The 19656-nt window shown below is 70.2% G+C and carries 21 protein-coding genes; 11 read left to right on the forward strand and 10 right to left on the reverse strand.

All coding sequences use genetic code 11. The annotated features are described in order from the left end of the window. Positions 1–55: 55 nt before the first annotated feature. The 6 genes from IEX89_RS17400 (at position 56) to IEX89_RS17425 (ending at position 5606) form a co-directional block, all read left to right on the forward strand. Positions 56–859, forward strand: a complete 804-nt coding sequence (locus IEX89_RS17400) for a putative hydro-lyase (RefSeq protein WP_188914528.1) — start codon at positions 56–58, stop codon at positions 857–859. Between the two features lie 64 nt (positions 860–923). Next, a complete protein-coding gene (locus IEX89_RS17405) occupies positions 924–1985 on the forward strand; it encodes a TRAP transporter substrate-binding protein (protein ID WP_188914529.1) in 1062 nt (353 codons plus the stop codon). A gap of 255 nt (positions 1986–2240) precedes the next feature. Next, positions 2241–2813, forward strand: coding sequence for a TRAP transporter small permease subunit (locus tag IEX89_RS17410; protein WP_188914530.1), 573 nt, complete (start codon positions 2241–2243; stop codon positions 2811–2813). After that, complete coding sequence (locus IEX89_RS17415; RefSeq protein ID WP_188914531.1) at positions 2810–4105, forward strand: TRAP transporter large permease; 1296 nt, start codon at positions 2810–2812, stop codon at positions 4103–4105. Before IEX89_RS17410 ends, IEX89_RS17415 begins: the two co-directional genes overlap by 4 nt. A gap of 10 nt (positions 4106–4115) precedes the next feature. Next, positions 4116–4808, forward strand: a complete 693-nt coding sequence (locus tag IEX89_RS17420) for a DUF2848 family protein (protein WP_210317662.1) — start codon at positions 4116–4118, stop codon at positions 4806–4808. A gap of 3 nt (positions 4809–4811) precedes the next feature. Next, positions 4812–5606, forward strand: coding sequence for a hypothetical protein (locus tag IEX89_RS17425; protein WP_188914532.1), 795 nt, complete (start codon positions 4812–4814; stop codon positions 5604–5606). A gap of 13 nt (positions 5607–5619) precedes the next feature. On the opposite strand, the gene fliJ is transcribed toward IEX89_RS17425, so the two are convergent. Both fliJ and fliI read right to left on the reverse strand, forming a co-directional pair. Next, positions 5620–6033 carry a flagellar export protein FliJ gene (gene fliJ / locus IEX89_RS17430; RefSeq protein WP_188914533.1) on the reverse strand — a complete coding sequence of 138 codons (414 nt, stop codon included), beginning with the start codon at positions 6031–6033 and terminating at the stop codon, positions 5620–5622. Positions 6034–6057: 24 nt separating this feature from the next. Further along, on the reverse strand, positions 6058–7407 hold the full coding sequence (fliI, locus tag IEX89_RS17435; protein WP_188914534.1) for a flagellar protein export ATPase FliI: 1350 nt from the start codon (positions 7405–7407) through the stop codon (positions 6058–6060). 331 nt (positions 7408–7738) lie between these two features. Here fliI and ctrA point away from each other — a divergent pair, with 331 nt between their 5' ends. Further along, on the forward strand, positions 7739–8440 hold the full coding sequence (gene ctrA / locus IEX89_RS17440) for a response regulator transcription factor CtrA (protein WP_188914535.1): 702 nt from the start codon (positions 7739–7741) through the stop codon (positions 8438–8440). 181 nt (positions 8441–8621) lie between these two features. On the opposite strand, the gene IEX89_RS17445 is transcribed toward ctrA, so the two are convergent. The 3 genes from IEX89_RS17445 to IEX89_RS17455 form a co-directional block, all read right to left on the reverse strand. Beyond that, the gene (locus tag IEX89_RS17445) at positions 8622–9518 is read right to left on the reverse strand and encodes a flagellar motor protein MotB (protein WP_188914536.1); all 897 of its coding nucleotides are present in this window, start codon (positions 9516–9518) and stop codon (positions 8622–8624) included. Positions 9519–9540: 22 nt separating this feature from the next. After that, positions 9541–10404, reverse strand: coding sequence for a flagellar motor stator protein MotA (motA, locus tag IEX89_RS17450; protein WP_188914537.1), 864 nt, complete (start codon positions 10402–10404; stop codon positions 9541–9543). A 165-nt stretch (positions 10405–10569) separates the two neighbouring features. Next, positions 10570–11673 (reverse strand): sulfite oxidase, encoded by a 1104-nt coding sequence (locus tag IEX89_RS17455; protein ID WP_188914538.1) that lies wholly within the window; start codon positions 11671–11673, stop codon positions 10570–10572. A 156-nt stretch (positions 11674–11829) separates the two neighbouring features. Between IEX89_RS17455 and IEX89_RS17460 the strand changes: the two genes are divergently transcribed. The 4 genes from IEX89_RS17460 (at position 11830) to IEX89_RS17475 (ending at position 15506) form a co-directional block, all read left to right on the forward strand. After that, on the forward strand, positions 11830–12384 hold the full coding sequence (locus tag IEX89_RS17460; protein WP_188914539.1) for a GNAT family N-acetyltransferase: 555 nt from the start codon (positions 11830–11832) through the stop codon (positions 12382–12384). 98 nt (positions 12385–12482) lie between these two features. Continuing rightward, positions 12483–13979: a tyrosinase family protein gene (locus IEX89_RS17465; protein WP_188914540.1), complete on the forward strand. Its 1497-nt coding sequence runs from the start codon at positions 12483–12485 to the stop codon at positions 13977–13979. 230 nt (positions 13980–14209) lie between these two features. Then, positions 14210–14560, forward strand: coding sequence for a hypothetical protein (locus tag IEX89_RS17470; protein ID WP_188914541.1), 351 nt, complete (start codon positions 14210–14212; stop codon positions 14558–14560). Positions 14561–14693: 133 nt separating this feature from the next. Further along, a complete protein-coding gene (locus IEX89_RS17475; RefSeq protein ID WP_188914542.1) occupies positions 14694–15506 on the forward strand; it encodes a hypothetical protein in 813 nt (270 codons plus the stop codon). Here IEX89_RS17475 and IEX89_RS17480 read toward each other — a convergent pair. The 5 genes from IEX89_RS17480 to IEX89_RS17500 all read right to left on the reverse strand — a co-directional run bounded on the left by IEX89_RS17480 (position 15477) and on the right by IEX89_RS17500 (position 19633). After that, positions 15477–15887 carry a very short patch repair endonuclease gene (locus IEX89_RS17480; RefSeq protein ID WP_188914543.1) on the reverse strand — a complete coding sequence of 137 codons (411 nt, stop codon included), beginning with the start codon at positions 15885–15887 and terminating at the stop codon, positions 15477–15479. The genes IEX89_RS17475 and IEX89_RS17480 overlap by 30 nt on opposite strands. Beyond that, positions 15888–17045, reverse strand: coding sequence for a DNA cytosine methyltransferase (locus IEX89_RS17485; RefSeq protein ID WP_188914544.1), 1158 nt, complete (start codon positions 17043–17045; stop codon positions 15888–15890). It lies immediately after the preceding gene. Between the two features lie 86 nt (positions 17046–17131). Further along, positions 17132–17986: a CheR family methyltransferase gene (locus IEX89_RS17490; protein WP_188914545.1), complete on the reverse strand. Its 855-nt coding sequence runs from the start codon at positions 17984–17986 to the stop codon at positions 17132–17134. Further along, a complete protein-coding gene (gene cheB, locus IEX89_RS17495) occupies positions 17983–19194 on the reverse strand; it encodes a chemotaxis-specific protein-glutamate methyltransferase CheB (protein WP_188914546.1) in 1212 nt (403 codons plus the stop codon). The genes IEX89_RS17490 and cheB overlap by 4 nt, the downstream gene beginning before the upstream one ends. Before the next feature lie 73 nt (positions 19195–19267). After that, positions 19268–19633, reverse strand: a complete 366-nt coding sequence (locus tag IEX89_RS17500) for a response regulator (protein WP_188914547.1) — start codon at positions 19631–19633, stop codon at positions 19268–19270. Between the last annotated feature and the right edge of the window lie 23 nt (positions 19634–19656).

The following is a 19656-nucleotide window of genomic DNA, read 5'->3' on the forward strand; positions in this document are numbered from 1 at the left end:
TTTGATCGGGGTGGAACACTTCCCTTACGGTATTTCGCAGCCGAGAGGGGAGCGCATGCAGCCCATCGCGCGTGTCGTGGACGAGAGCCCGGCGGACCTGCGCCGCGCCATCCGCGCCGGCAGCGTCCGCGGCCCGACGACGGGGCGGGCGCCCGGCTACCTGCAGGGCAATCTCGCGATCCTGCCCCGCACTCACGCGCAGGACTTTCTCGCCTTCTGCGTCGCGAACCCCAAGCCCTGCCCCTTGATCGGCGTGTCCGAGCCCGGCGATCCGCGCGTGCCGTCGCTGGGCGCCGATCTCGACCTGCGCACGGATGTCGGCGCCTACCGCGTCTTCCGCGGCGGGCCGACCTACGAGCGCGTGGCCGATCTCGCGGGCGTGTGGCGCGACGATCTCGTCGGCTTCGTCATCGGCTGCTCGTTCTCCTTCGAGGAGAGCCTCCAGCGCGCCCGCATCCCCGTGCGCCACATCGCGGCGGGGCGAAACGTGCCCATGTACGTGACGAACCTGGAGACCCGCCGCGCCGGCCCCTTCGGCGGGCCGATGGTGGTCTCCATGCGGGCCTTCTCGCCGGCGGACGCGATCCGCGCCATCGTGCTCTCCGAGCGCCAGCCGCTCGCCCACGGCGCGCCGGTCCATATCGGCGATCCCGCGCAGATCGGCATACCCGACCTGGCGAACCCCGATTTCGGCGATGCGCCGGTCCTGGAGCCCGGCGACGTCCCGGTCTTCTGGGCCTGCGGGGTGACGCCCCAGGTCGCCATCCGCGAGGCGCGGCCGGACCTCGCCGTCACCCACGAGCCCGGGCACATGCTCGTCACGGACAAGCCCGCGGAAGGAGCGAGCATCGGCCCGTGACGGGCGCCAGCCGGCGTCGCTTCATGCGCCCGGACGGGCGCCAACCAGAGGGAAAGGAACAGCCATGACGAAGATCCTGAAGACGAGCCTGCTCGCCGGAGCGAGCCTCCTCGTCGCCGCCGGCGCCGCCGGGGCGCAGGAGATCGACGAGGTGACGCTCTCCGTCGTCGGCTCCTGGTCGAGCCTGCCGCTCTACCAGCAGTTCGAGGAGCCGTTCTGGACCGAGCACCTGCCGCAGGCCTCCGACGGGCGCATCACCGTCGAGATGACGACCTTCAACCAGCTCGGCTCCTCGGGCTCGGACGTCTACCGCCTCCTCGCCGACGGCGTCTTCGACGTGGGCATGACGGTGGCGGACTACACGGTCGCCGACGCGCCGGAGCTCGAGGGCCTCGACGTGCCGCTCATCGCCACCGACGCCTCGACCGCCCGCGAGGCGGTGGACGCCGCGCGCCCGATGGTCGAGGACATCATGCGCGATCGCTTCAACTCGAAGCTCCTCGCCATCGCGCCCTATCCGCCGCAGGTCGTGTTCTGCCGCGACGAGATCGCCTCCTTGTCCGATCTCGAGGGGCGCAAGGTGCGCGGCTCGGGCCGCATGACGACGCAATTCCTCCAGGCGCTCGGCGCCGAGGGCATCAACCTGGCCTTCTCCGAGGTGCCCGGCGCGCTCGAGCGCGGTATCGTCGATTGCGCCATCACGGGCGCGGGCTCGGGCCTGAACGCCGGCTGGTGGGAGAGCGCGAACTACCTCCTCACGCTGCCGCTCGGCGGCTGGGACCCGGTGGTCACCGCGATGAACCTCGACCGCTGGGAGAGCCTCTCGCCGGCGACGCAGGACTTCCTGCAGGCGCAGATCACCGAACATTTCGAGGCGCCGGCCTGGGCCGACGCGCAGGGTGCGCTGGAGCGCGACGTCGCCTGCCTCACGGGCGGCGAATGCGCCACCGACACCGAGGCGTCGATGACGCTGGTCGAGGCCTCCGACGAGGACCGCGCCACCGCCATGGCCGCGCTCCAGGAGACGGTGCTCCCCGACTGGGCCGAGCGTGCCGGCACCGACTGGGCCCAGCGCTGGAACGAGAGCGTCGGCGCAGCCACCGACGTCGAGATCCCGCTGAACTGAGGCGGGGACGGGGGGCGCCGAGGTTTCCCTCCTTCCCTGTAGGGGAAGGTGGCGTGCCGCGCAGCGGCGTGACGGATGGGGCACGCCGACAGGCGTGTTCCGCGCAGCGGAAACCTCGGTGTCCCACCTTGCGCGACGATTTCGGCTTCGCCGAACGCGCGTGCCGCGCGCCCCATCCGTCTCGGCTTCGCCGAGCCACCTTCCCCTACCGGGAAGGAGTAGTATCGGCGTTCCGCCAATGGAGACCTCGCGACCATGCCGGCATCGACATTCTGGCCCTTGCGCCTCGTCGCGCTCCTCGCGCGGCTGAACCGGGCCATCGCCATCGTCTGCGGCGTGGTGCTGCTCGGGGCGATGCTGCTCATCCTCGCCGAGATCCTGTTGCGGCAGACCGCCGGGCACGGCATCGGCGGGGCGGACGAGATCTCCGGTTACGTCATGGCGGGCATCGCCGCCTGGGGCTTCTCCTACGCGCTCGTCGAGCGCGCCCACGTGCGCATCGACGTGCTCACGGGGCGCCTGCCCGCGCCGGGCCGGGCGATCTTCGACCTTTTGGCGCTCGCCGCGCTGACGGCCGTGGCGGGCACCGTCACCGCCTATGGCTGGCGCGTGCTGGAGACGACGCTCGCGCGGGGCTCGCGTGCCAACACGCCGCTGGAGACGCCCTTGTGGATCCCCCAATCCATCTGGCTCTCGGGCTGGGCCTGGCTGACCCTGGTCGCCGCGCTCCTCACCCTCGCCACCGCCGCGCTCGTCGCCGCCGGGCGCTGGCGCGAGGCGCAGGAGACCGCCGGCATCGCCGCCGAAGCCGGGGGAGAGACGCCGTGATCGTCTCCGTCGCCTCCGCCCTCCTCGGCCTTCTCGCGCTTTCGCTCCCCGTGGGCGTCGTGCTCTTCCTCCTCGGTTTCGGGGTGGACTGGTTCTTCTCCGCCTTCCCGCTGATGCGCGGGCTCGGGCAGGTGGTCTATTCCGCCTCCGATTCCTTCCTGCTCATCGCGATCCCCTTCTTCGTCCTGCTCGGCGAGATCCTGGTGCGCGCCGGCATCGCCGAGCGGACCTACAAGGCGCTCGATGCCTGGTTTTCCTGGCTGCCCGGCGGGCTGATCCACGCCAACATCGGCACGGCGACCATGTTCTCGTCGACCTCCGGCTCGTCGGTGGCGACCGCCGCGACGGTGGCGACGGTGGCGATGCCGCAGGCGCGCGCGCTCGGCTACGACCAGCGCCTCTTCGCCGGCGCCATCGCGGCGGGCGGCACGCTCGGCATCATGATCCCGCCCTCGATCAACCTGATCGTCTACGGCTTCCTCACGGAGAGCTCGATCCCCAAGCTCTTCCTCGCGGGCCTCCTGCCGGGCCTCGCCATGGCGGTGGCCTTCATGGCCATCACCGCGCTCCTGTGCCGGCTGCGCCCGGAGCTCGGCGGGCCGAGCCGCTCGGCGACCTGGGGCGAGCGCGTCCGCGGGCTTCGCCACCTCGTGCCGCTGCTCGCGTTGTTCGCGGTCGTCATCGGCTCGATCTACGCCGGCTGGGCGACGCCCACCGAGAGCGCCGCCATCGGCGTCGCCATGGCGCTCGCCATCGCCGCGGGCAACCGCACGCTGACCATCCCCGTCCTCGTGGCGGCGCTGCTCGGCACGGTGAAGATCACCGCCATGGTGATGTTCGTCATCGTGGGCGCCTACTTCCTCAACTACACGCTCGGCGCCGCGGGGCTGGGGCGCGAGCTCACCGCGATGCTGGAGAATCTCGGGCTCGGGCCCTACGGCACGCTGCTCGTCATCGTGGCCCTCTACATCGTGCTCGGCTTCTTCATCGAGACGATGGCGCTGATGATCGCGACGATCCCCATCGTCGTGCCCATCGTCGCCGGGCTCGATTTCGGCATGGCGCCGGACGACGCCAAGATCTGGTTCGGCATCCTGCTCATCGTGCTCGTCGAGATGGCGCTGATCACGCCGCCGGTGGGGCTCAACCTCTACGTCGTCCACGGCGCCAATCCGGGCGGGCGCTTCTCGGACGTGATGATCGGCGCCGTCCCCTACGTCCTCGCCATGCTGGCGATGGTGGGCGTGCTGATCCTCTTCCCCGCGATCGCCCTCTTCCTTCCCAACCTGTGAGGCCATTGCCATGAGCGCTACGCTCGCCTTCGCCACGCCCGACGGCGGCATGCTGCACGTGCGCGTCGAGACCGCCATCGTCGCGGGCTGGACCGCGCGCGACCGCGCCGCCGTCGATCACCACATCGAGGAGCTCGCCGCCATCGGCGTGCCGGCACCCTCCACGGTGCCGCTCTACTATCGGGTCGCGGCGTCGCTCCTCACCCAGGACGAGACGATCGAGGTGGTGGGGGAGGGGACCTCCGGCGAGGCCGAGCCGGTGGTGATCTCCGATTCCCAGGGCCGACCCTGGCTCACCGTGGGCTCCGACCATACCGACCGCGCACTCGAGGCGACGTCGGTGGCGCTGTCGAAGCAGATCTGCGCGAAGCCGCTCGCGCGCGCCGCATGGCCGCTGGCGTCGCTGATGGAGCGGCTCGACGCGCTCACCCTCGCCTCCTCGGTGCAGGAGGAGGAGGGCGGCCCCTTCGTCGCCTACCAGGCGGGCACGCTCGCCACGATCCGCCCGCTGGCGGAGCTGATCGCCGGATCGCCCGTGGCGATCGACGGGCGCCTGCCGCCGAATACCGCGATGCTCTGCGGGACGCTCCCCGTCCTCGCCGGGGGCGTGCGCCCCGCCCGCGCCATGCGCCTCGAGATCGGCGACGGCGAGGCGCGCCTCGCGCACGAATACGCGACGCGGGTCCTGCCCGTCGTGGCCTGAGGGGTGAGCGCGCTCGAGGTCGGCGCCTTCCTCGTCCGGGCGCTCGCGACGGCGGGGATCGTGATCGGCATCACGCTGGCCGTCGAGCGCCTGGGCGCGCGCCGGGGCGGGATGCTGGCCGGCCTGCCCATCGTGCTGGGGCCGGGCTTCGCGGTCCTCGCCCTCGTGGAGCCGGCGCCCTACGTCACCGACGCGGCCGGCTACGCGCTCCTGTCGCTCACGGCGACGCAGGCCTTCATGCTCGCCTATTCCGCGGCGGCGCGGCTCGGCGCCGGCGTCGCGAGCGCGGTCGCGGCGGCGATCGTCGCATGGGCGGCCTGCGCGGTCGTCTTCGGCCGGGTCGAGACGGTCGGCGTCGCGCCCGCGCTCCTCGCCTTCGGGTCGGCGACGCTGCTCTCGCGCGCCGCGCATGGCCGCCTCGTCCTGCCGGTGAGCGCCGTGCGTGCGCGCGAAGGCCGCGCGCTGCTCCTGCTGCGCGGGGCGCTGGCGGGGCTCCTCGTCGGCGCGGTGACGGCGGCGTCCGCCCGGCTCGGGCCGGCCCTGGCGGGGCTCTTGATGGCCTATCCCGTGGGCACGACGGTCATCGCCGCGACGATCCATCGGCGCGGCGGCGCCGCGCTCGTCATCGCGACGCTGTCGGCCGTGACGCTCGGCACGACGAGCCTCGCCGCCTTCGCGACGACGCTGGCGCTCCTCGCCGAGCCGATCGGCGCGGGATGGGCTTTCGCGGCGGCGCTCGTGGCGTCGCTCGCGGTGACGATGGTGATGATGAGGGTCGCGGGCGCCGGGCGGGAGTGAGGCGGGCGCTCGCTCAGAACGCCCGAGCGCCTCGCTGGAGCGCGATGGCGTCCATCGTCGCCTGCTCGCGGGAATTGGCGGCGGCGCGCTCGGTGCCGCGCTCGCGGTCGTCGAGTATCTCGACCTTCTTGAGCTCCTCGAACGCCTCCGCCAGTTGCGCCTGCGCATCGTCGAGCTGCACCTTCAGGTCGTCGGCGGAAGAGCGCAGGTTGTCGCGGCGCTGGGCCGCGGCCTTGGCGTAGGTCGGATAGGCGAAGTGCGCGGGATCGGAGATGCCGGCCTTCTGCTCCTCCGTTGCGATCTCGCGCTCGAGATCGGCGGCCATCCGCTCGAAGTCGGCCATCATGGCCTCGATCTGCGCGACCTTGCGGCGCTTCTCGTCGAGCTGAAAGCGCTTCAGGCGGATGAGCGTCTCACGCGACTTCATCGCAGTTTCATCTCCAGGGGACGACTACCCTCGCGGAGCGTCGAGAAGCTGCGCGAGACGGCGGTAACCATCGCCGATGGAGGTTGACTCTTCCTTACCTTGACGCAGAAACCCCTCCAGATCGGGGTTGAATGCGATCGCCTCGTCCACCTCCGGCGAGGAGCCGGGGCGATAGGCGCCGAGCCGGATCAGCTCCTCCATGTCGGCGTAGGTGGCCATCACCTGCCGGGCGCGCTGCACGTGGGGGTAGAAGGCGGGATCGCAGGAGCGCGGCATCGTGCGCGACACGCTCTTCAAGACGTTGATCGCCGGATAGCGCCCGCGCTCGGCGATGGCGCGCTCCATGACGATGTGCCCGTCGAGGATGCCCCGCACGGCGTCGGCGACGGGCTCGTTGTGGTCGTCGCCCTCCACCAGCACCGTGAACAGCCCCGTGATCGTGCCCTCGCCGGTTCCCGGGCCCGCGCGCTCGAGCAGGCGCGGCAGCTCGGAGAAGACGGTGGGCGTATAGCCCTTGGCGGTGGGCGGCTCGCCGGCGGCGAGGCCTATGTCGCGCTGGGCCATGGCGAAGCGCGTGATCGAATCGATCATGCACAGGACCGACTGGCCCGCGTCGCGGAAGTGCTCGGCGAGCGCGAGCGTCAGGTAGGCCGCGTTGCGGCGCATGAGCGCGGGCTCGTCGGAGGTCGCGACCACGACGACGGAGCGCGCGAGGCCCTCCTCGCCGAGGTCGTCCTGGAGGAATTCCTGCACCTCGCGCCCGCGCTCGCCGACGAGGCCGATCACCGCCACGTCCGAGCCGGCATTGCGCGCGAGCATGGAGAGGAGGACGGACTTGCCCACGCCCGAGCCCGCGAAGATGCCCATGCGCTGGCCTTCGCAGCAGGTGAGGAAGGTGTTGAGCGCACGCACCCCGAGATCGAGCGGCGTGCCCACCCGCCGGCGCGCATGGGCCGGCGGCGGATCGGCGCGGAAGGGGCGAAAGAGGTCGCCCTCCGGCAGCGGGCCTCGACCGTCGATGGGCCGGCCCAGCGCGTCGACCACGCGTCCGAGCCAGGCGGAGGAGGGCCGCACGCCCCCCGCGCTCGCCATCACGTAGGCCGGGCAGCCCCGGCGCACGCCTTCCAGCACGCCGAAGGGCATGGCGAGCGCCCGCTCGCCGGCGAAGCCGATGACCTCGCACGGAACGCGGCTGCCTTCCGCGATCTCGATCTCCAGGCGCCCGCCCAGAGTCATAGCGGCGACGGGGCCGGCGATCTCGATGAGCAGCCCGCGCACCGCCGCGACCCGTCCGTAGAGCTGCAGCGGCTCCACGGATTCGAGCGCCTTCAAGGCCGAATCGAGGCGTGAGGGGCGATCCGACGGTTCTCTCACGAACGTCAACCTTCTGTTTACCCGCTTCGTTAAGACTGGGGTTCGGCGAGATTAAGCCTACCGGGCGATGTCGCGCCAGTGCGAGTCGCGAGAGTCGCTTAACCGAGTTTCTTCACATGTGACGTGAGCTGGATGGAGAGCTGAATCGACCGTAGTTGCAAGGATTTGGACCGATTCGTGAAGATAGTGCGTCCAGGCCCTTGCGCCGGAGAATCAGTTCGTTAACCATTGGGGCGTAGCGTCGCGAGTCGCAAATGGTGGGAGCACCCCCGGGCATCCGGGGGAGACGGGAACCCCCGTCGGGCTCCACGACCAGGCTGGGGATGGAAGGATGCGCGTACTTCTCATCGAGGACGACAGCGCGACGGCGCAGAGCATCGAGCTGATGCTCAAGTCCGAGAACTTCAACGTCTATACGACGGATCTCGGGGAGGAGGGCGTCGATCTCGGCAAGTTGTACGATTACGACATCATCCTCCTCGACCTGAACCTGCCGGACATGTCCGGCTACGAGGTCCTGCGGACGCTCCGCGTGGCCAAGGTGAAGACCCCGATCCTCATCCTGTCCGGCCTCGCCGGCATCGAGGACAAGGTCCGGGGCCTCGGCTTCGGGGCGGACGACTACCTGACGAAGCCCTTCCACAAGGACGAGCTCGTCGCGCGCATTCACGCGATCGTGCGCCGCTCGAAGGGGCATGCGCAGTCCGTCATCACCACGGGCGATCTCGTGGTGAACCTCGACACCAAGACCGTCGAGGTGGCGAGCGCCCGGGTGCACCTCACGGGCAAGGAGTACCAGATGCTGGAGCTCCTCTCCCTGCGCAAGGGCACCACGCTGACCAAGGAGATGTTCCTCAACCATCTCTACGGCGGCATGGACGAGCCCGAGCTGAAGATCATCGACGTCTTCATCTGCAAGCTGCGCAAGAAGCTCGCCAACGCGAGCCAGGGTAAGAACTACATCGAGACGGTGTGGGGGCGCGGCTACGTGCTGCGCGAGCCCGAGACCGCCGAGGACCGCATGGCGGGGTGAGGACGAGACCGCGGGCTCGTCCCGCGGCCGTCGCGCCGAGCCCCGGGCCGGCGGTCCAGGACGGCCATCCGAACGAAGACGGGCCCTGCCGCGAGGCGGGGCCCGCTTCTTTTAGGCTCTCCGGATCGCGACCCTTCCGATTCGAGATGCCGGGTAGAAGGGCGTCTGCGTCCCGTCCCCGTCAGGGCGAGAAGCTCGGCGGCAGCGGCGGCTCCTCGTCGAGCAGGGTTATCGTCACGCGTCGATTGGGGGCGATGTAGGGATTGTCGGGGAAGGCCGGCTCGGTGTCGGCGCGGCCGATCACCGACACGAAGCGATCCTCGGAGAGCCCCGCCGAGGCGAGAACCTCACGCACGGCGAGCGCCCGACCCGCGGTGAGGCTCCAGGGATCGACGGCGACCGGCTCGCCCGGGCGCGCCGCGGAGGTGTGGCCGCGCACCGCGATGCGGTTCGGCATCTGCCGGATCGTCGGCGCGATCGCCTCGAGCACGAGGCGGGTGCGCTCGTAGGGGTAGATCGAATCCTCCGGGAACATGGCGCGCCCGTCCTCGTCCACCAGCGAGATGTCGAGCCCCTCGGGCGTCGGCTCGATGACGAGGTTGCGCGACAGCTCGGCGATCTCCGGCATGTCCTGCAGCGCCTGGCGGATGCTGGCGGCGGCGCTGTGCTGGGCCTGAACGTCGGCGGCCCGGCGGTCGAGCCGCGCCTCGCCGGCGTGGTCCTGGCTTCCGTCCTCCTGCCCCGTCGTCCCCATCGCCGCGTCGCCGGGCGAGGAGAGGGCGCGCCGGATCGGCTCGGCCTCGGCACCCGACGACTTGCTGCCGGCATCGTCCATGGCGGTGCCGCCGAGCACGCCGCCGGCGCCGCTGGTGCTGGGGCTGATAGCCTCCGGCGCGAAATAGTCGGCGAGCCCGACCTTCTGCTCCTGCGTCGTCATGTTGATCAGCCACATGAGCAGGAAGAAGGCCATCATCGCGGTGACGAAGTCCGCATAGGCGATCTTCCAGGCCCCGCCATGGTGTGCATGCGCGGCCTTCTTCACCTTCTTGACGATGATCGGCTGGTTCGGCTTGGCCATCGGAGTCGCCGCGCGGATCGGGTCAGGTCATGGCGGGGAGGTTCGAGGTCGCCGCGTCGACCTCGTTGAAGGTGGGGCGCACCTCGCTCATCAGCGCCTTGCGGGCGAACTCCACCGCCATCACGGGAGGCTGGCCGGCGATGTGCGCGAGCAGGCCCGCCTTGAGCGATTGGTAATACTTCGATTCCGCCTCGAAGATGAGCCTGAGCGACTGGGCCATGGGCCCGAAGAAGCCGTACGCCACGAAGACGCCGAAGAAGGTGCCGACCAGCGCGCCGCCGATCAGGTGTCCCAGCACCTCCGGTGGCTCGCTGATCGCCCCCATCGTCTTGATCACGCCGAGCACCGCGGCGACGATGCCCAGCGCCGGCGTCGCGTCGGCGATCGACTGCACGGCCGAGACGACGCGCTCCTGCTCCTGGTGATGCGTCTCCAGCTCCTCGTCCATGAGGTTGTCGATCTCGTGGACGTTGTCGACGCCCAGCGACACCATGCGCATGTAGTCGCACACGAACTCGACGGCGTGGTGGTTCGACGCGAAGGTCGGGAAGGCGTTGAACAGCTTCGAGCTCGCCGGGTCCTCGATGTGCTGCTCGATGGCGAGGACGCCCTTCTGCTGCACCAGCCGGTAGAGGGCGAACTGCATCGCCAGCAGCTCGACGTAGGCGGCCTGCTTGTATTTCGGCCCCCGGAGCAGCGTGGCGAAGACGGAGGGCACCGCCTTGAGCACCGGCCCGGTATTGCCGATGATGAACGCGCCGATCGCCGCCCCCAGGATGATGACGAACTCGAACGGCTGCCAGAGGACGTAGAGCTTGCCACCCATCGCCGCATAGCCGCCCATGACGCAGGCGAACACGACGATGATGCCGACGAGGAGCCGCATGGAGTGCCACCTTGGCGCAGCAGCGGGTCCGCACGGTGCGGCGCGGCTGCTCGTCGAGGACCGTGCGCGCACCCGGTTAAGGCCGAGTGTAGAGCCGTCGCCGCGGCTCGAACGACGAGCGCGGCGCGAGGTATCGCTGGACGACGGGATCGCCTGCTTCGTCGGCTATCGTGCGATCGAGAGCGTGATCTCGTGGGCCGTGTTGTTGCAATAGCCGCGCGGGTTCCACGGCGCGGTCCCGAGAGGTTGCCGCTCCCCGGTCGCGTCGCTCGCGCGCGCGGTCACGGCGACGCGATCGCCGTCCGGAACCACGATCTCCGCTCTGAACCGCCTCCATCCCCAGCGTTCCGCTGCGCTTTCCATCTCGGCGACGAGCGGCGTCGACCCATCGAGCAGGATCTCGACGCCCGTCACCGGCGCGCGGCCGCTCCAGGCGTAGCCCGCCACGACGACCCGGTCTCCGGCGCGGACGTGGACGGCGTCGACCGGCGTGGTGATCATCGCGTTGACCGGCATGCTCTCGATGACGTCGAAGTCGGCCGGATCGAGCGGCTCGCCCGGTTCGTAACCGCGCCGGGGCAGACGATAGTCCGTCCCGTTCATCTTGACTCCGTCGTGGAGCCGGTCGCGGACCTCGATGCGCGAGAGCCATTTCTGCCAGGCGGAGCCGGGAAAGCCCGGCGCCACGATGCGCAGCGGGGCGCCGTGCAACCGGCCGAGAGGCGCGTCGTTCATCGAGAAAGCGACGAGCGTGTCGGGTGCGAGCGCCTTGGCGAGCGGCAGGCCGCGCGACAGCGCGGGACCTCGCCCGTCGACGGCGCGATCGGGCGGATGGTGGCCGATGTAGAGCGCCTCGCGGCGAAGCCCGCAGCACCGCAGCACGTCCGCGAGCCGAACGCCCGTCCAGCGCGCGCAGCCCACCGCGCCGCGACCCCAGGGCAGCCCGTCCGTCGGCGGGTCGAAGGCACGGCGGTTGTTGCCTGCGCATTCGAGCACCGCCGTGACGCTCACCGCTTCGAAGCGGGTCCGCAGGTCGTCGAGGGTGAACCGTGCCGGCTCGTCCACGACGCCGTCGACGTCCAGCGTCCAGTCCTTCGGATCGGCGTCGACGGGCACGTCGCCGTTGTTGCGCACGAAGAACGCGTCGAGGGGCGTCAGCGGCGCGTCGAGCCGTGCGAGCTCGGGCTCGCAATTGAATGCCCCGTCCGGGAGTACCTTGCAGCCGGGCTTGGTCGCACGGAACGCATCGAACACGGATGGAGCATGCATGGGAGTTCCCCATCGTACGACAACGCCGATATGGTACGGGCATCGGGCGTGCCTGAAAAGAACGGGCGTCGTCTCACAAGAGGCGGGTGCCGCTCGACGTCGTCCTCGGTCGCCCCGACCACGCCCGAGCCGCGCCACTCGAGGGAAGCCGCTCCGATGCCCGTCCCGACACCCGATCCCGTCACGATCCGTAAGAGCCGTCCCGACGACCTTCCCGCGCTCGAGCGGCTCTACCGCGACGCCTTCCCGCAGGAGGATCTCGTGCCCGTGGTGCGGGCGCTCACCGGCCCCCGCGCGGACGTGCTCGGGCTCGTCGCGACGGGGGAGGGCGACATTCCCGGCGAGATCCTGGGCCATGTCGCCTTCACGCTGTGCGGCGTCGACGGTCCGGGGAGCGAGGCCGCGACTGTGGCGCTCCTCGCGCCGCTCGCCGTCGACCCCGCGCGGCAGCGCAGCCGCATCGGCAGCGCCCTCGTGCGCGAGGGCCTCGCCCGCATGAGGGCGCGCGGCGCCGCCCACGCCCTCGTCCTCGGCGATCCCGGCTATTACGGCCGCTTCGGCTTCCGGGAGGAGACCGGCATCGCGCCCCCGCACGAGATCCCCGACGCTTGGCGCCCGGCATGGCAGGGGCTTTCGCTCGCGGATGGCGCGGAGCCGCGGGGGACGCTCGTCGCGCCGGAGCCTTGGACGCGGGCGGAATTGTGGGCTTGAGGAACCATTAAGCCAGCATAACAATCCTTACTTGTCATAGCTTTCATCCATGATAGCGTCACCTCGCCGCACGCAACGATTCGCGGCTGCGAGGGGGAATGCTCATGATCGATCGTAGGCAATTCGTGGTCGGCGCAGGGACGCTGGTGGCCGCGCCGTTCGTCATGCGTCGTGCGGCGCTGGGGCAGACGCCGCTGATCCGCAGGGACGTGATGGCCATGTCCGCGGACGACCCGTTCTTCTCGGATTACGCGGACGCCGTCGCGGCCATGCACGAGCTGCAGACGTCGAGCCCGAGCGACGGGCGCAACTGGCGCGCCCAGGCGCTGATCCACCTGAACCATTGCCCGCATTCGGGCGCGCCGCCCTATCCGGACGTCGCCATGGACTTCGTCCACTGGCACCGGTGGTACATCCGCTATTACGAGGAGATCTGCGGCGTCCTCATCGGCAAGAGCGATTTCGCGCTGCCCTACTGGAACTGGCAGGCCGAAATCGGCCAGGTGCCGAACCCGTTCTACGACGTCGACCGTCTGAACGTGGTCTTCTGGAACGACCCCTCCGACGCGCAGTCGGACAATTGGGGACCCGAGGAGGTGGTGACGACGGGCGTGCGCGCCCTCGCCGAGGGCTCGGGCGTGCAGCAGGGGCCGCGCGGCGGCGCCTTCACGGACCAGAACATCAACTCCATCCTGGCGCAGACGGATTTCACCAACTTCACCCATCTGCTCGAGACCTCGCCGCACAACAACGCCCACGTCATCGTCGGCGGCTCGCAGGGGCACATGGGCGACGGCATGTCCCCGCTCGACCCGATCTTCTGGCTGCATCATTGCAACGTCGATCGCCTGGCCGCGCAATGGCAGGCGGCGGGCAACACGATGCCGCCGCTCGATTACGACTTCTCCGGTCAGTTCGTGAACGGCGAGGGCCAGCCGGCGCCGGCGTCCTCGGCGACCGCGCTGGACATCTCCGCCCTCGGCTACGCCTACGAGACGCCCACCGGCATCATCACCGGGCCGGCGTCGAGCGCGGTGGCGATGTCGCTGTTCGCGGCCCCGGCGACGGGCTCGCAGCCGCTCGGCGCCGCGGCGGGCGGCTTCCGCGCCGCCGCGAACCAGACGACGGCCGTCTCGGTGGATACGCGCGGCCTCGGCCAGGCGCTGTTCTCGCCGCGCTCGTTCCGCCTGCTCGGCGCCTCCGGCGAGCCGCGGATCGGCACGGAGCCGGGTCGCATCCTGGCGCGCCTCACCGGCGTCACCGTGCCGGCCGAGGCCCGCGGGCTCGTCGTCAACGTCTTCGTGAACCTGCCGGAGGCGGGCCCGGAGACGCCCGTCACCGACCCGCATTTCGCCGGCTCCTTCGGCTTCTTCATGGCCGGAGTCATGGACCATTCCGGCCACGGCGGAACGGGCGGCGGCATGGCCGGCGGCAGCACCTACCCCGTGGACATCACGGACGCGGTCCTCTCGCTGGCGCGGCTCGGCCGGCTCACCGACGATGCGCTGACACTCCAGGTCGTGCCGATCCCCACGAGCGGCCAGACGGCGGATTCCGGGTTCTCCTTCGAGGGCGTGGAGATCTTCCGCACCTGACGCCCGGAGCCGGAGATCGGAGCCCATGCGGCACGCGGCGGGGCGCCATCGTTTCGCCGCGCGCCGTCGCGATCATCCCCGCCATGATGCGTTACGTGAAGCCCGCGACACACGTTGGAAGACTTTTGGCAAGTCTCTCGGCCCGTCTCTCGGCTCGTCTCCTGCGCGCCGGCCTCGCTGGCGCGCTTTTCGCGCTCGGAGCGGGAGCGCTCGCCGCCGAGGAGGATTCCATGGCCGAGCGCGCCGTCGCCTCCCCGAACGAGCCGGCCCGCATCGTCCTCGACGCCGCCCCGCGCGCGGCCGCGGAGGGGGCGGGCACGTTCAGCCTCGCGCTGACGCCCACCGAGGTCGCCGCGGGCGAGGCCTTTCTCGTCTCCGTCGTCGCCGAGGCGGCCGACGGCACCCGCCGCGAGATCGCCTCCCTCTCCTTCTTCCCGCCGCCCCGCGAAGGCGTCACCCGCCGCTTCCCCCTCGACCTCGCCCGCCTCCCGGCGAGCACGGGCCCGATCACGCTGGAGATCGGCCTCGTCGCGGTGGAGGGTGAGCTGGAGGCGACGCGGCTGCGGGTGGGGGAGGAGTGAGGCGGTTTCGTCGGCGTAACGGGCGCCGAGACTGGTCGACCGCGCGTCCGTCGTGCAATGCTCGGCTGACCGATTCGAATGCGGCCAGCCGGGGGATCAGGACGTGTACGGCCCAACGTTGCTAGCCAGGACGATGTCGCGTCCCCGCGCCGATCGAACCGGTTTCCTGCGCAACTATCACTCCCGGAGCGATCATCACTCCAAGGTCGCTTGCCTCGGTATCGTGCTCGACCTCATGCGGACGTGCGGTCTGATGCAGCGCCATGCGGAGAGCGGCAGGATCGCGTTCGGCGTCAATCACAGCATGAGCGACTTTCGCAATCGGCGATCGAAGAAGCTCGACTTGGTCGTCCATACGCCGTCTTCGGGATCGAAAGACACCGGGCGTTCACTCGCGTCGCTCTTCGAGCGCGAAGGCGTCGTGCTCGAGCCCGAGGAGAAGGCGGCGCTCGACGCATTGCCTCCTCTCAAGGAGGCGCCGGTCGGCGGTGTCCTCCTGGCGCTGGAAGCGAAGGCCTGCATGACGGAGCATCAGAAGGCGTTGCCACGGCTCTACGACGAGCTCAACTCGAGCCATCTCACCGTCCACGGTGCGCATGCCGGCGCTCTCGCGTGTGGCTTCCTGATGATCAACGCGGCCGATACGTTCGTCTCTCCCGGCCGGAATGTCGGCCGCAGCGGAGACGATGCCGTCGTGACCCCGCATGGGCAGCCGCGGGCGACCGAGCTCGTCGTCGCCAAGGCGCGCGAGCTACCCCGTCGCTCGAGCACCGCGGAGGAAGGATACGACGGCTTCGCCATCGTCGTCGTCGATTGCCCGAACGACGGCTCTCGGGTCCACCTGGTCGAGAAGCCGCCGGCACCCGCCCGTGGAGACGACTACCACTACGCTTCGATGATCGATCGAGTTTCCGGCCTATATGCGGTTCGCTTCTCGCAAGTCTGAGAGGCGACGCTTCAGGCGTTCACTATCCTCGAGCTCGCATTCCCAGACGACCACGACACGCATTCCCGTGCGCCTCAGCTCGGAGATCTTGCGTGCGTCACGACTGCGGTTGGCGGCGAATTTCGCGCGCCAGAAGTCGGCGTTGTTCTTCGGAAGGGTCGCCCGACCGCAGGCCGTGTGATGATGCCAGAAGCAGCCGTTGACGAAGATCGCCCATCCGCGCGACTTGTTGGCGAAGTCCGGTGATCCGGGCAGCGAACGAACGTTACGGCGATAGGTAATTCCCAATGATCGGAGAAGCGCGGCCACGGCTTCCTCGGGCGCGGTCTTTCGCTGCCGCACGCGCTGCATGAGCGCGCGTCGCTGCTCGTCCGTCTCCATCTACGCCGCCAGCGCCGGACCCGCGTCGCCCCGCTGGAGTGAGAGATGCCGTCGGACCGCATCGAGGAAGCCCGGTGCGAAACGCAGAGACGAGGCTTCGGCACGCGACAGGAATCCCGCCGTCCCGCGGACCGAGAGAGGGGTCCCGGGGTACCGCAGGAACTGCTCGAGAGGCTCGCGCTCCAGGAACACGGGCAGAGCGCCGATGTCGACGGCGTATCGCTCGGTCCCGTCGAAACGGGCTGCGCGAGGCCACGACTTCCTGCCGCTCGGCCACGCGAGATCACGAGCGGGGTCGTGCGGGTGCGGCGTCGCGAGACGCTCACCGAGCCACCCCGCGACCGGAACCGAGACGGCGTTGCCGACGAGCGACCAGCGCAGAGACGACCGCCCGACCTCCTCGGCCGGTTTCGTCCAGTCCGCCGGAAAGCCCTGCAAGCGTTCGGCATCGCGAAGGTCCGGCTTCACGATCGTACCGTCGGTCTTCAGGATGGCGGGTGGGGAGGGGATGCCCACGGTCGAGCCGTTCTTCAGCGTGGGCACCGCGTCGGGTGCCCAGCCGAGACCGCGGGTACCCTCCGTCCAGTAGAATCCGTGTGCGTGCGAACGCAGGTTCGTCTTCAGCTCCGGCATCGGCGTGTCGCCGTCGAACAGGACGTCGGCAGGGTCGAGGTCGTTCCTCGTCGCGACGAAGAAGACCCGCTCACGTCGCTGATGCAAGAACGCCTGAGAATTGAGCGTGCGGTAGGCCCACCTGTAGCCGCGCTCCTCGAAGGCGCGGGCGAGGTGGTTCATCGCCGCGCCCTGATCCAGCGACAGCATGAAGGAGACGTTTTCGAGCACGACGACCGGTACCGGTCTTCGATCGAGCAGGCGGAAGACGTGCCCGACCAGCCCCGAGCGGGACCCACCGATGCCGAGGGTTCTCCCCGCCTGCGACAGGTCCTGGCACGGGAAACCGGCCGTCAGCAGCTCGGTGTCGTCCGGCAGGTGCTCGAGCGTCGTCACGTCGTCGTGGCTCGGCACATCGGCGAAGCGCGTGCGGAGTACGGCGCGCGCGGGCTCCCAGACTTCACACGTCAGGAGCGCACCGTGCCCGGCCCTAGCCAGCCCGAGCTCGAGGCCTCCGATACCCGTGAAGAGCGAAGCGGTTTTCATGTCACCACTTCAACTGTTCCCGTTCTGTTTGTCTAGTGCCGATGTCACCGGTCAACAAGAAAAAGCCTGTCGGCCACCTCTCCCCCTCACGCGCTCGCGGCCAACCGTGGTGTCGCGGTCGCCTGCTGGCCGCGGTTGGGGACGTAGACGCCGCGGTGCTCGGGGTGGGGGAGGAAGGCGTCGGTGAGGCCGATGACGGTCTCGGCCGCGCCCAGGAAGAGGGCGCCGTCGGGGGCGAGGCTGTTGGAGATCCGGCGCAGGACGTCGGCCTTGGTGGGCTGGTCGAAGTAGATCAGCACGTTGCGGCAGAAGACGAGGTCGAACTGGCCGAGCGCCGAGAAGTCGCGGATCAGGTTGAGCGGCCGGAACTGGACCATGCCCTTGATCGCGGGCGAGATGTGCCACTGCTCGCCCTGCTGCTTGAAGTGCTTGAGCAGCATCTGGATCGGCAGGCCGCGCTGCACCTCGAACTGCGAGTAGACGCCCGCCTTGGCCTTGGCCAGCACCTCGTCGGCGAGGTCGGTGGCGAGGATCTCGACCTGCACGCCGCCCAGCCGCGGGCGCAGCTCGTCGATGATCATGGCGAGCGAGTAGGGCTCCTGACCGGTCGAGGCGGCGGCGCACCAGATGCGCACGCGCTTCTGCGTCGCCCGCGCGGCGGCGAGCTTGGGGAGCAGGCCGTCGCGGAAGATGTCGAAGGGCGTCTTGTCGCGGAAGAAGAAGGTCTCGTTGGTCGTCATCGCCTCGACGACCTCGATCTCGATCGACGAGTTGCGCCCGCCGCGCAGCACCTGGACGAGCTGAGGAAGGCCCGGGATCTGGTGCTTGCGGCACACCGGCCCGAGCCGGCTCTCGACGAGGTAGCGCTTCTCGGGCGCGAGCGCGAGGCCCGAGCGGGACTTGAGGAGCGCGCGCAGGTATTCGAAGTCGGCGTCCGTCATGCCGCGCCTCCGGTGATGATCGACTTGAGGGCCGGCGCGAGCGCCGGGAGCGGCAGGATCTCGTGGGCGAGCCCGGCCTTGGCGATGGAGCCGGGCATGCCCCACACGGTGCTGGTCGCCTCGTCCTGGGCGTAGACGAGCCCGCCGGCGCCGACGAGCGCCTTGGCGCCGATCGTGCCGTCCGAGCCCATGCCCGTGAGCACGACCGAGAGGGCGGAGGAGCCGTAGACGGCGGCGGCGTCGCGGAAGAGGACGTCCACCGCCGGCTTGCAGAAATTCTCCGGCGGGCCGTCGTCGATGCGCACGTGGACGGCGCCGGTGGCGTCCTTGCGCAGCCCCATGTGCTTGCCGCCCGGCGCCACGTAGATGCGGCCGGGCTCGAGCTTCTCGCCGTCGCGGCCTTCGGCGGCCGGCATCTTGGTCTGTGCGCCCAGATGCTCGGCGAAGACCGCGGTGAAGATCGGCGGCATGTGCTGCACGATGAGGACCGGCACGGACTTCAGCGAGGGCGCGAGCGCCGCGAGCATCTCGCCCACGGCGCGCGGGCCGCCGGTGGAGGCGCCCACCAAGAGCGCCTTGGGATGGACGAGGCCCATGCGCGGGCGCACGACGACGCGGGTCGTCTGCATGCGCGCCTGCGCAGCCTCGGGCGCGGGGCGGATCTGGCCGACGACGGGTGCGCGCGCATAGGTCGGCGCCGACGGCGCGGCGGCGGGCGCCGAGCGCAGCGTCGGGCCGGGCGCCGGCGCGGCGGGTCCGCGGCGGTGGCGGGCGGCGAGGCCCTGGACCTTGGCGATGAGCTCGGCGCGGAACGTCGTCGAGGTGGTGACGCCACGATGGCTCTCGGGCTTGGGGAGGTAGTCCGTCGCGCCCATGGAGAGGCACTTGAGCGAGACCTGCGCATTGCGCTGGGTGAGCGTCGAGATGACGATGATCGTCGCCTTGGGCGCCTTGGCGAGCAGCAGCGGCAGCGCCTCGAGCCCGTCCATCTCCGGCATCTCGATGTCGAGCACGATGATGTCGGGGCGCGCGCGCTCCACCTGGTCGACGGCGACCTTGCCGTTGGAGCAGGTGGCGGCGACGACGAAGCCCGCCTCCTCCAGCCAGCGCGAGGTGAGGCCGCGCACGACGACGGAATCGTCGACGATCATCACGCGCGCGGCCTGCGGCGGCGCATTGTGCGAGGTGGAGGCGAGGGCGGACGACATGACGCGTGCTCGTGGTAGCGCGGGGCGGCCGGCGTGCGGCCGCTTCGCGGGGGCTGACGAACCGGGAGGCGGCTCAGACGAGCCCCACCTCCTGCATCTTGGCGGTCATGATCTCCTTGTCGAAAGGCTTCATGATGTACTCGTCGGCGCCGGCCCGCAGGGCGCGGGCGATGTTGGCGACGTCGTTCTCCGTGGTGCAGAAGACGACCTTCGGGTGAAGGCCGCCCGGCAGCGAGCGCAGCGCCCGCAGGAAGTCGTAGCCGTCCATCACGGGCATGTTCCAGTCGAGCAGCACGGCGTCCGGCATCTGCGCGCGGCAGGCGACGAGCGCCTGCTCGCCGTCCTCGGCTTCGCTGATCCGGAAGGACAGCCCCTCGAGGATGCGGCGTGCGACCTTGCGGATGACGGCCGAGTCGTCGACGACGAGGCAGTGCTTCATGGCGGCCTCCTAGAGACGTTCGC

Origin of the sequence: Salinarimonas ramus (assembly GCF_014645695.1) — a bacterium.
GTDB classification, from domain to species: Bacteria; Pseudomonadota; Alphaproteobacteria; order Rhizobiales; family Beijerinckiaceae; genus Salinarimonas; species Salinarimonas ramus.

Excerpts from the sequence above, each read along its gene's own strand:
- IEX89_RS17470 (WP_188914541.1), top strand. The coding sequence starts at position 14,210 with ATGGCCGAGCGCGCCGTCGCCTCCCCGAACGAGCCGGCCCGCATCGTC.
- IEX89_RS17400 (WP_188914528.1), top strand. The coding sequence starts at position 56 with ATGCAGCCCATCGCGCGTGTCGTGGACGAGAGCCCGGCGGACCTGCGC.
- IEX89_RS17420 (WP_210317662.1), top strand. The coding sequence starts at position 4,116 with ATGAGCGCTACGCTCGCCTTCGCCACGCCCGACGGCGGCATGCTGCAC.
- ctrA (WP_188914535.1), top strand. The coding sequence starts at position 7,739 with ATGCGCGTACTTCTCATCGAGGACGACAGCGCGACGGCGCAGAGCATC.
- IEX89_RS17490 (WP_188914545.1), bottom strand. The coding sequence starts at position 17,986 with ATGACGGACGCCGACTTCGAATACCTGCGCGCGCTCCTCAAGTCCCGC.
- IEX89_RS17460 (WP_188914539.1), top strand. The coding sequence starts at position 11,830 with ATGCCCGTCCCGACACCCGATCCCGTCACGATCCGTAAGAGCCGTCCC.
- fliJ (WP_188914533.1), bottom strand. The coding sequence starts at position 6,033 with ATGAAGTCGCGTGAGACGCTCATCCGCCTGAAGCGCTTTCAGCTCGAC.
- motA (WP_188914537.1), bottom strand. The coding sequence starts at position 10,404 with ATGCGGCTCCTCGTCGGCATCATCGTCGTGTTCGCCTGCGTCATGGGC.
- cheB (WP_188914546.1), bottom strand. The coding sequence starts at position 19,194 with ATGTCGTCCGCCCTCGCCTCCACCTCGCACAATGCGCCGCCGCAGGCC.
- IEX89_RS17410 (WP_188914530.1), top strand. The coding sequence starts at position 2,241 with ATGCCGGCATCGACATTCTGGCCCTTGCGCCTCGTCGCGCTCCTCGCG.
- IEX89_RS17455 (WP_188914538.1), bottom strand. The coding sequence starts at position 11,673 with ATGCATGCTCCATCCGTGTTCGATGCGTTCCGTGCGACCAAGCCCGGC.
- IEX89_RS17405 (WP_188914529.1), top strand. The coding sequence starts at position 924 with ATGACGAAGATCCTGAAGACGAGCCTGCTCGCCGGAGCGAGCCTCCTC.
- IEX89_RS17465 (WP_188914540.1), top strand. The coding sequence starts at position 12,483 with ATGCTCATGATCGATCGTAGGCAATTCGTGGTCGGCGCAGGGACGCTG.
- IEX89_RS17500 (WP_188914547.1), bottom strand. The coding sequence starts at position 19,633 with ATGAAGCACTGCCTCGTCGTCGACGACTCGGCCGTCATCCGCAAGGTC.
- IEX89_RS17485 (WP_188914544.1), bottom strand. The coding sequence starts at position 17,045 with ATGAAAACCGCTTCGCTCTTCACGGGTATCGGAGGCCTCGAGCTCGGG.
- IEX89_RS17475 (WP_188914542.1), top strand. The coding sequence starts at position 14,694 with ATGTCGCGTCCCCGCGCCGATCGAACCGGTTTCCTGCGCAACTATCAC.
- IEX89_RS17445 (WP_188914536.1), bottom strand. The coding sequence starts at position 9,518 with ATGGCCAAGCCGAACCAGCCGATCATCGTCAAGAAGGTGAAGAAGGCC.
- IEX89_RS17480 (WP_188914543.1), bottom strand. The coding sequence starts at position 15,887 with ATGGAGACGGACGAGCAGCGACGCGCGCTCATGCAGCGCGTGCGGCAG.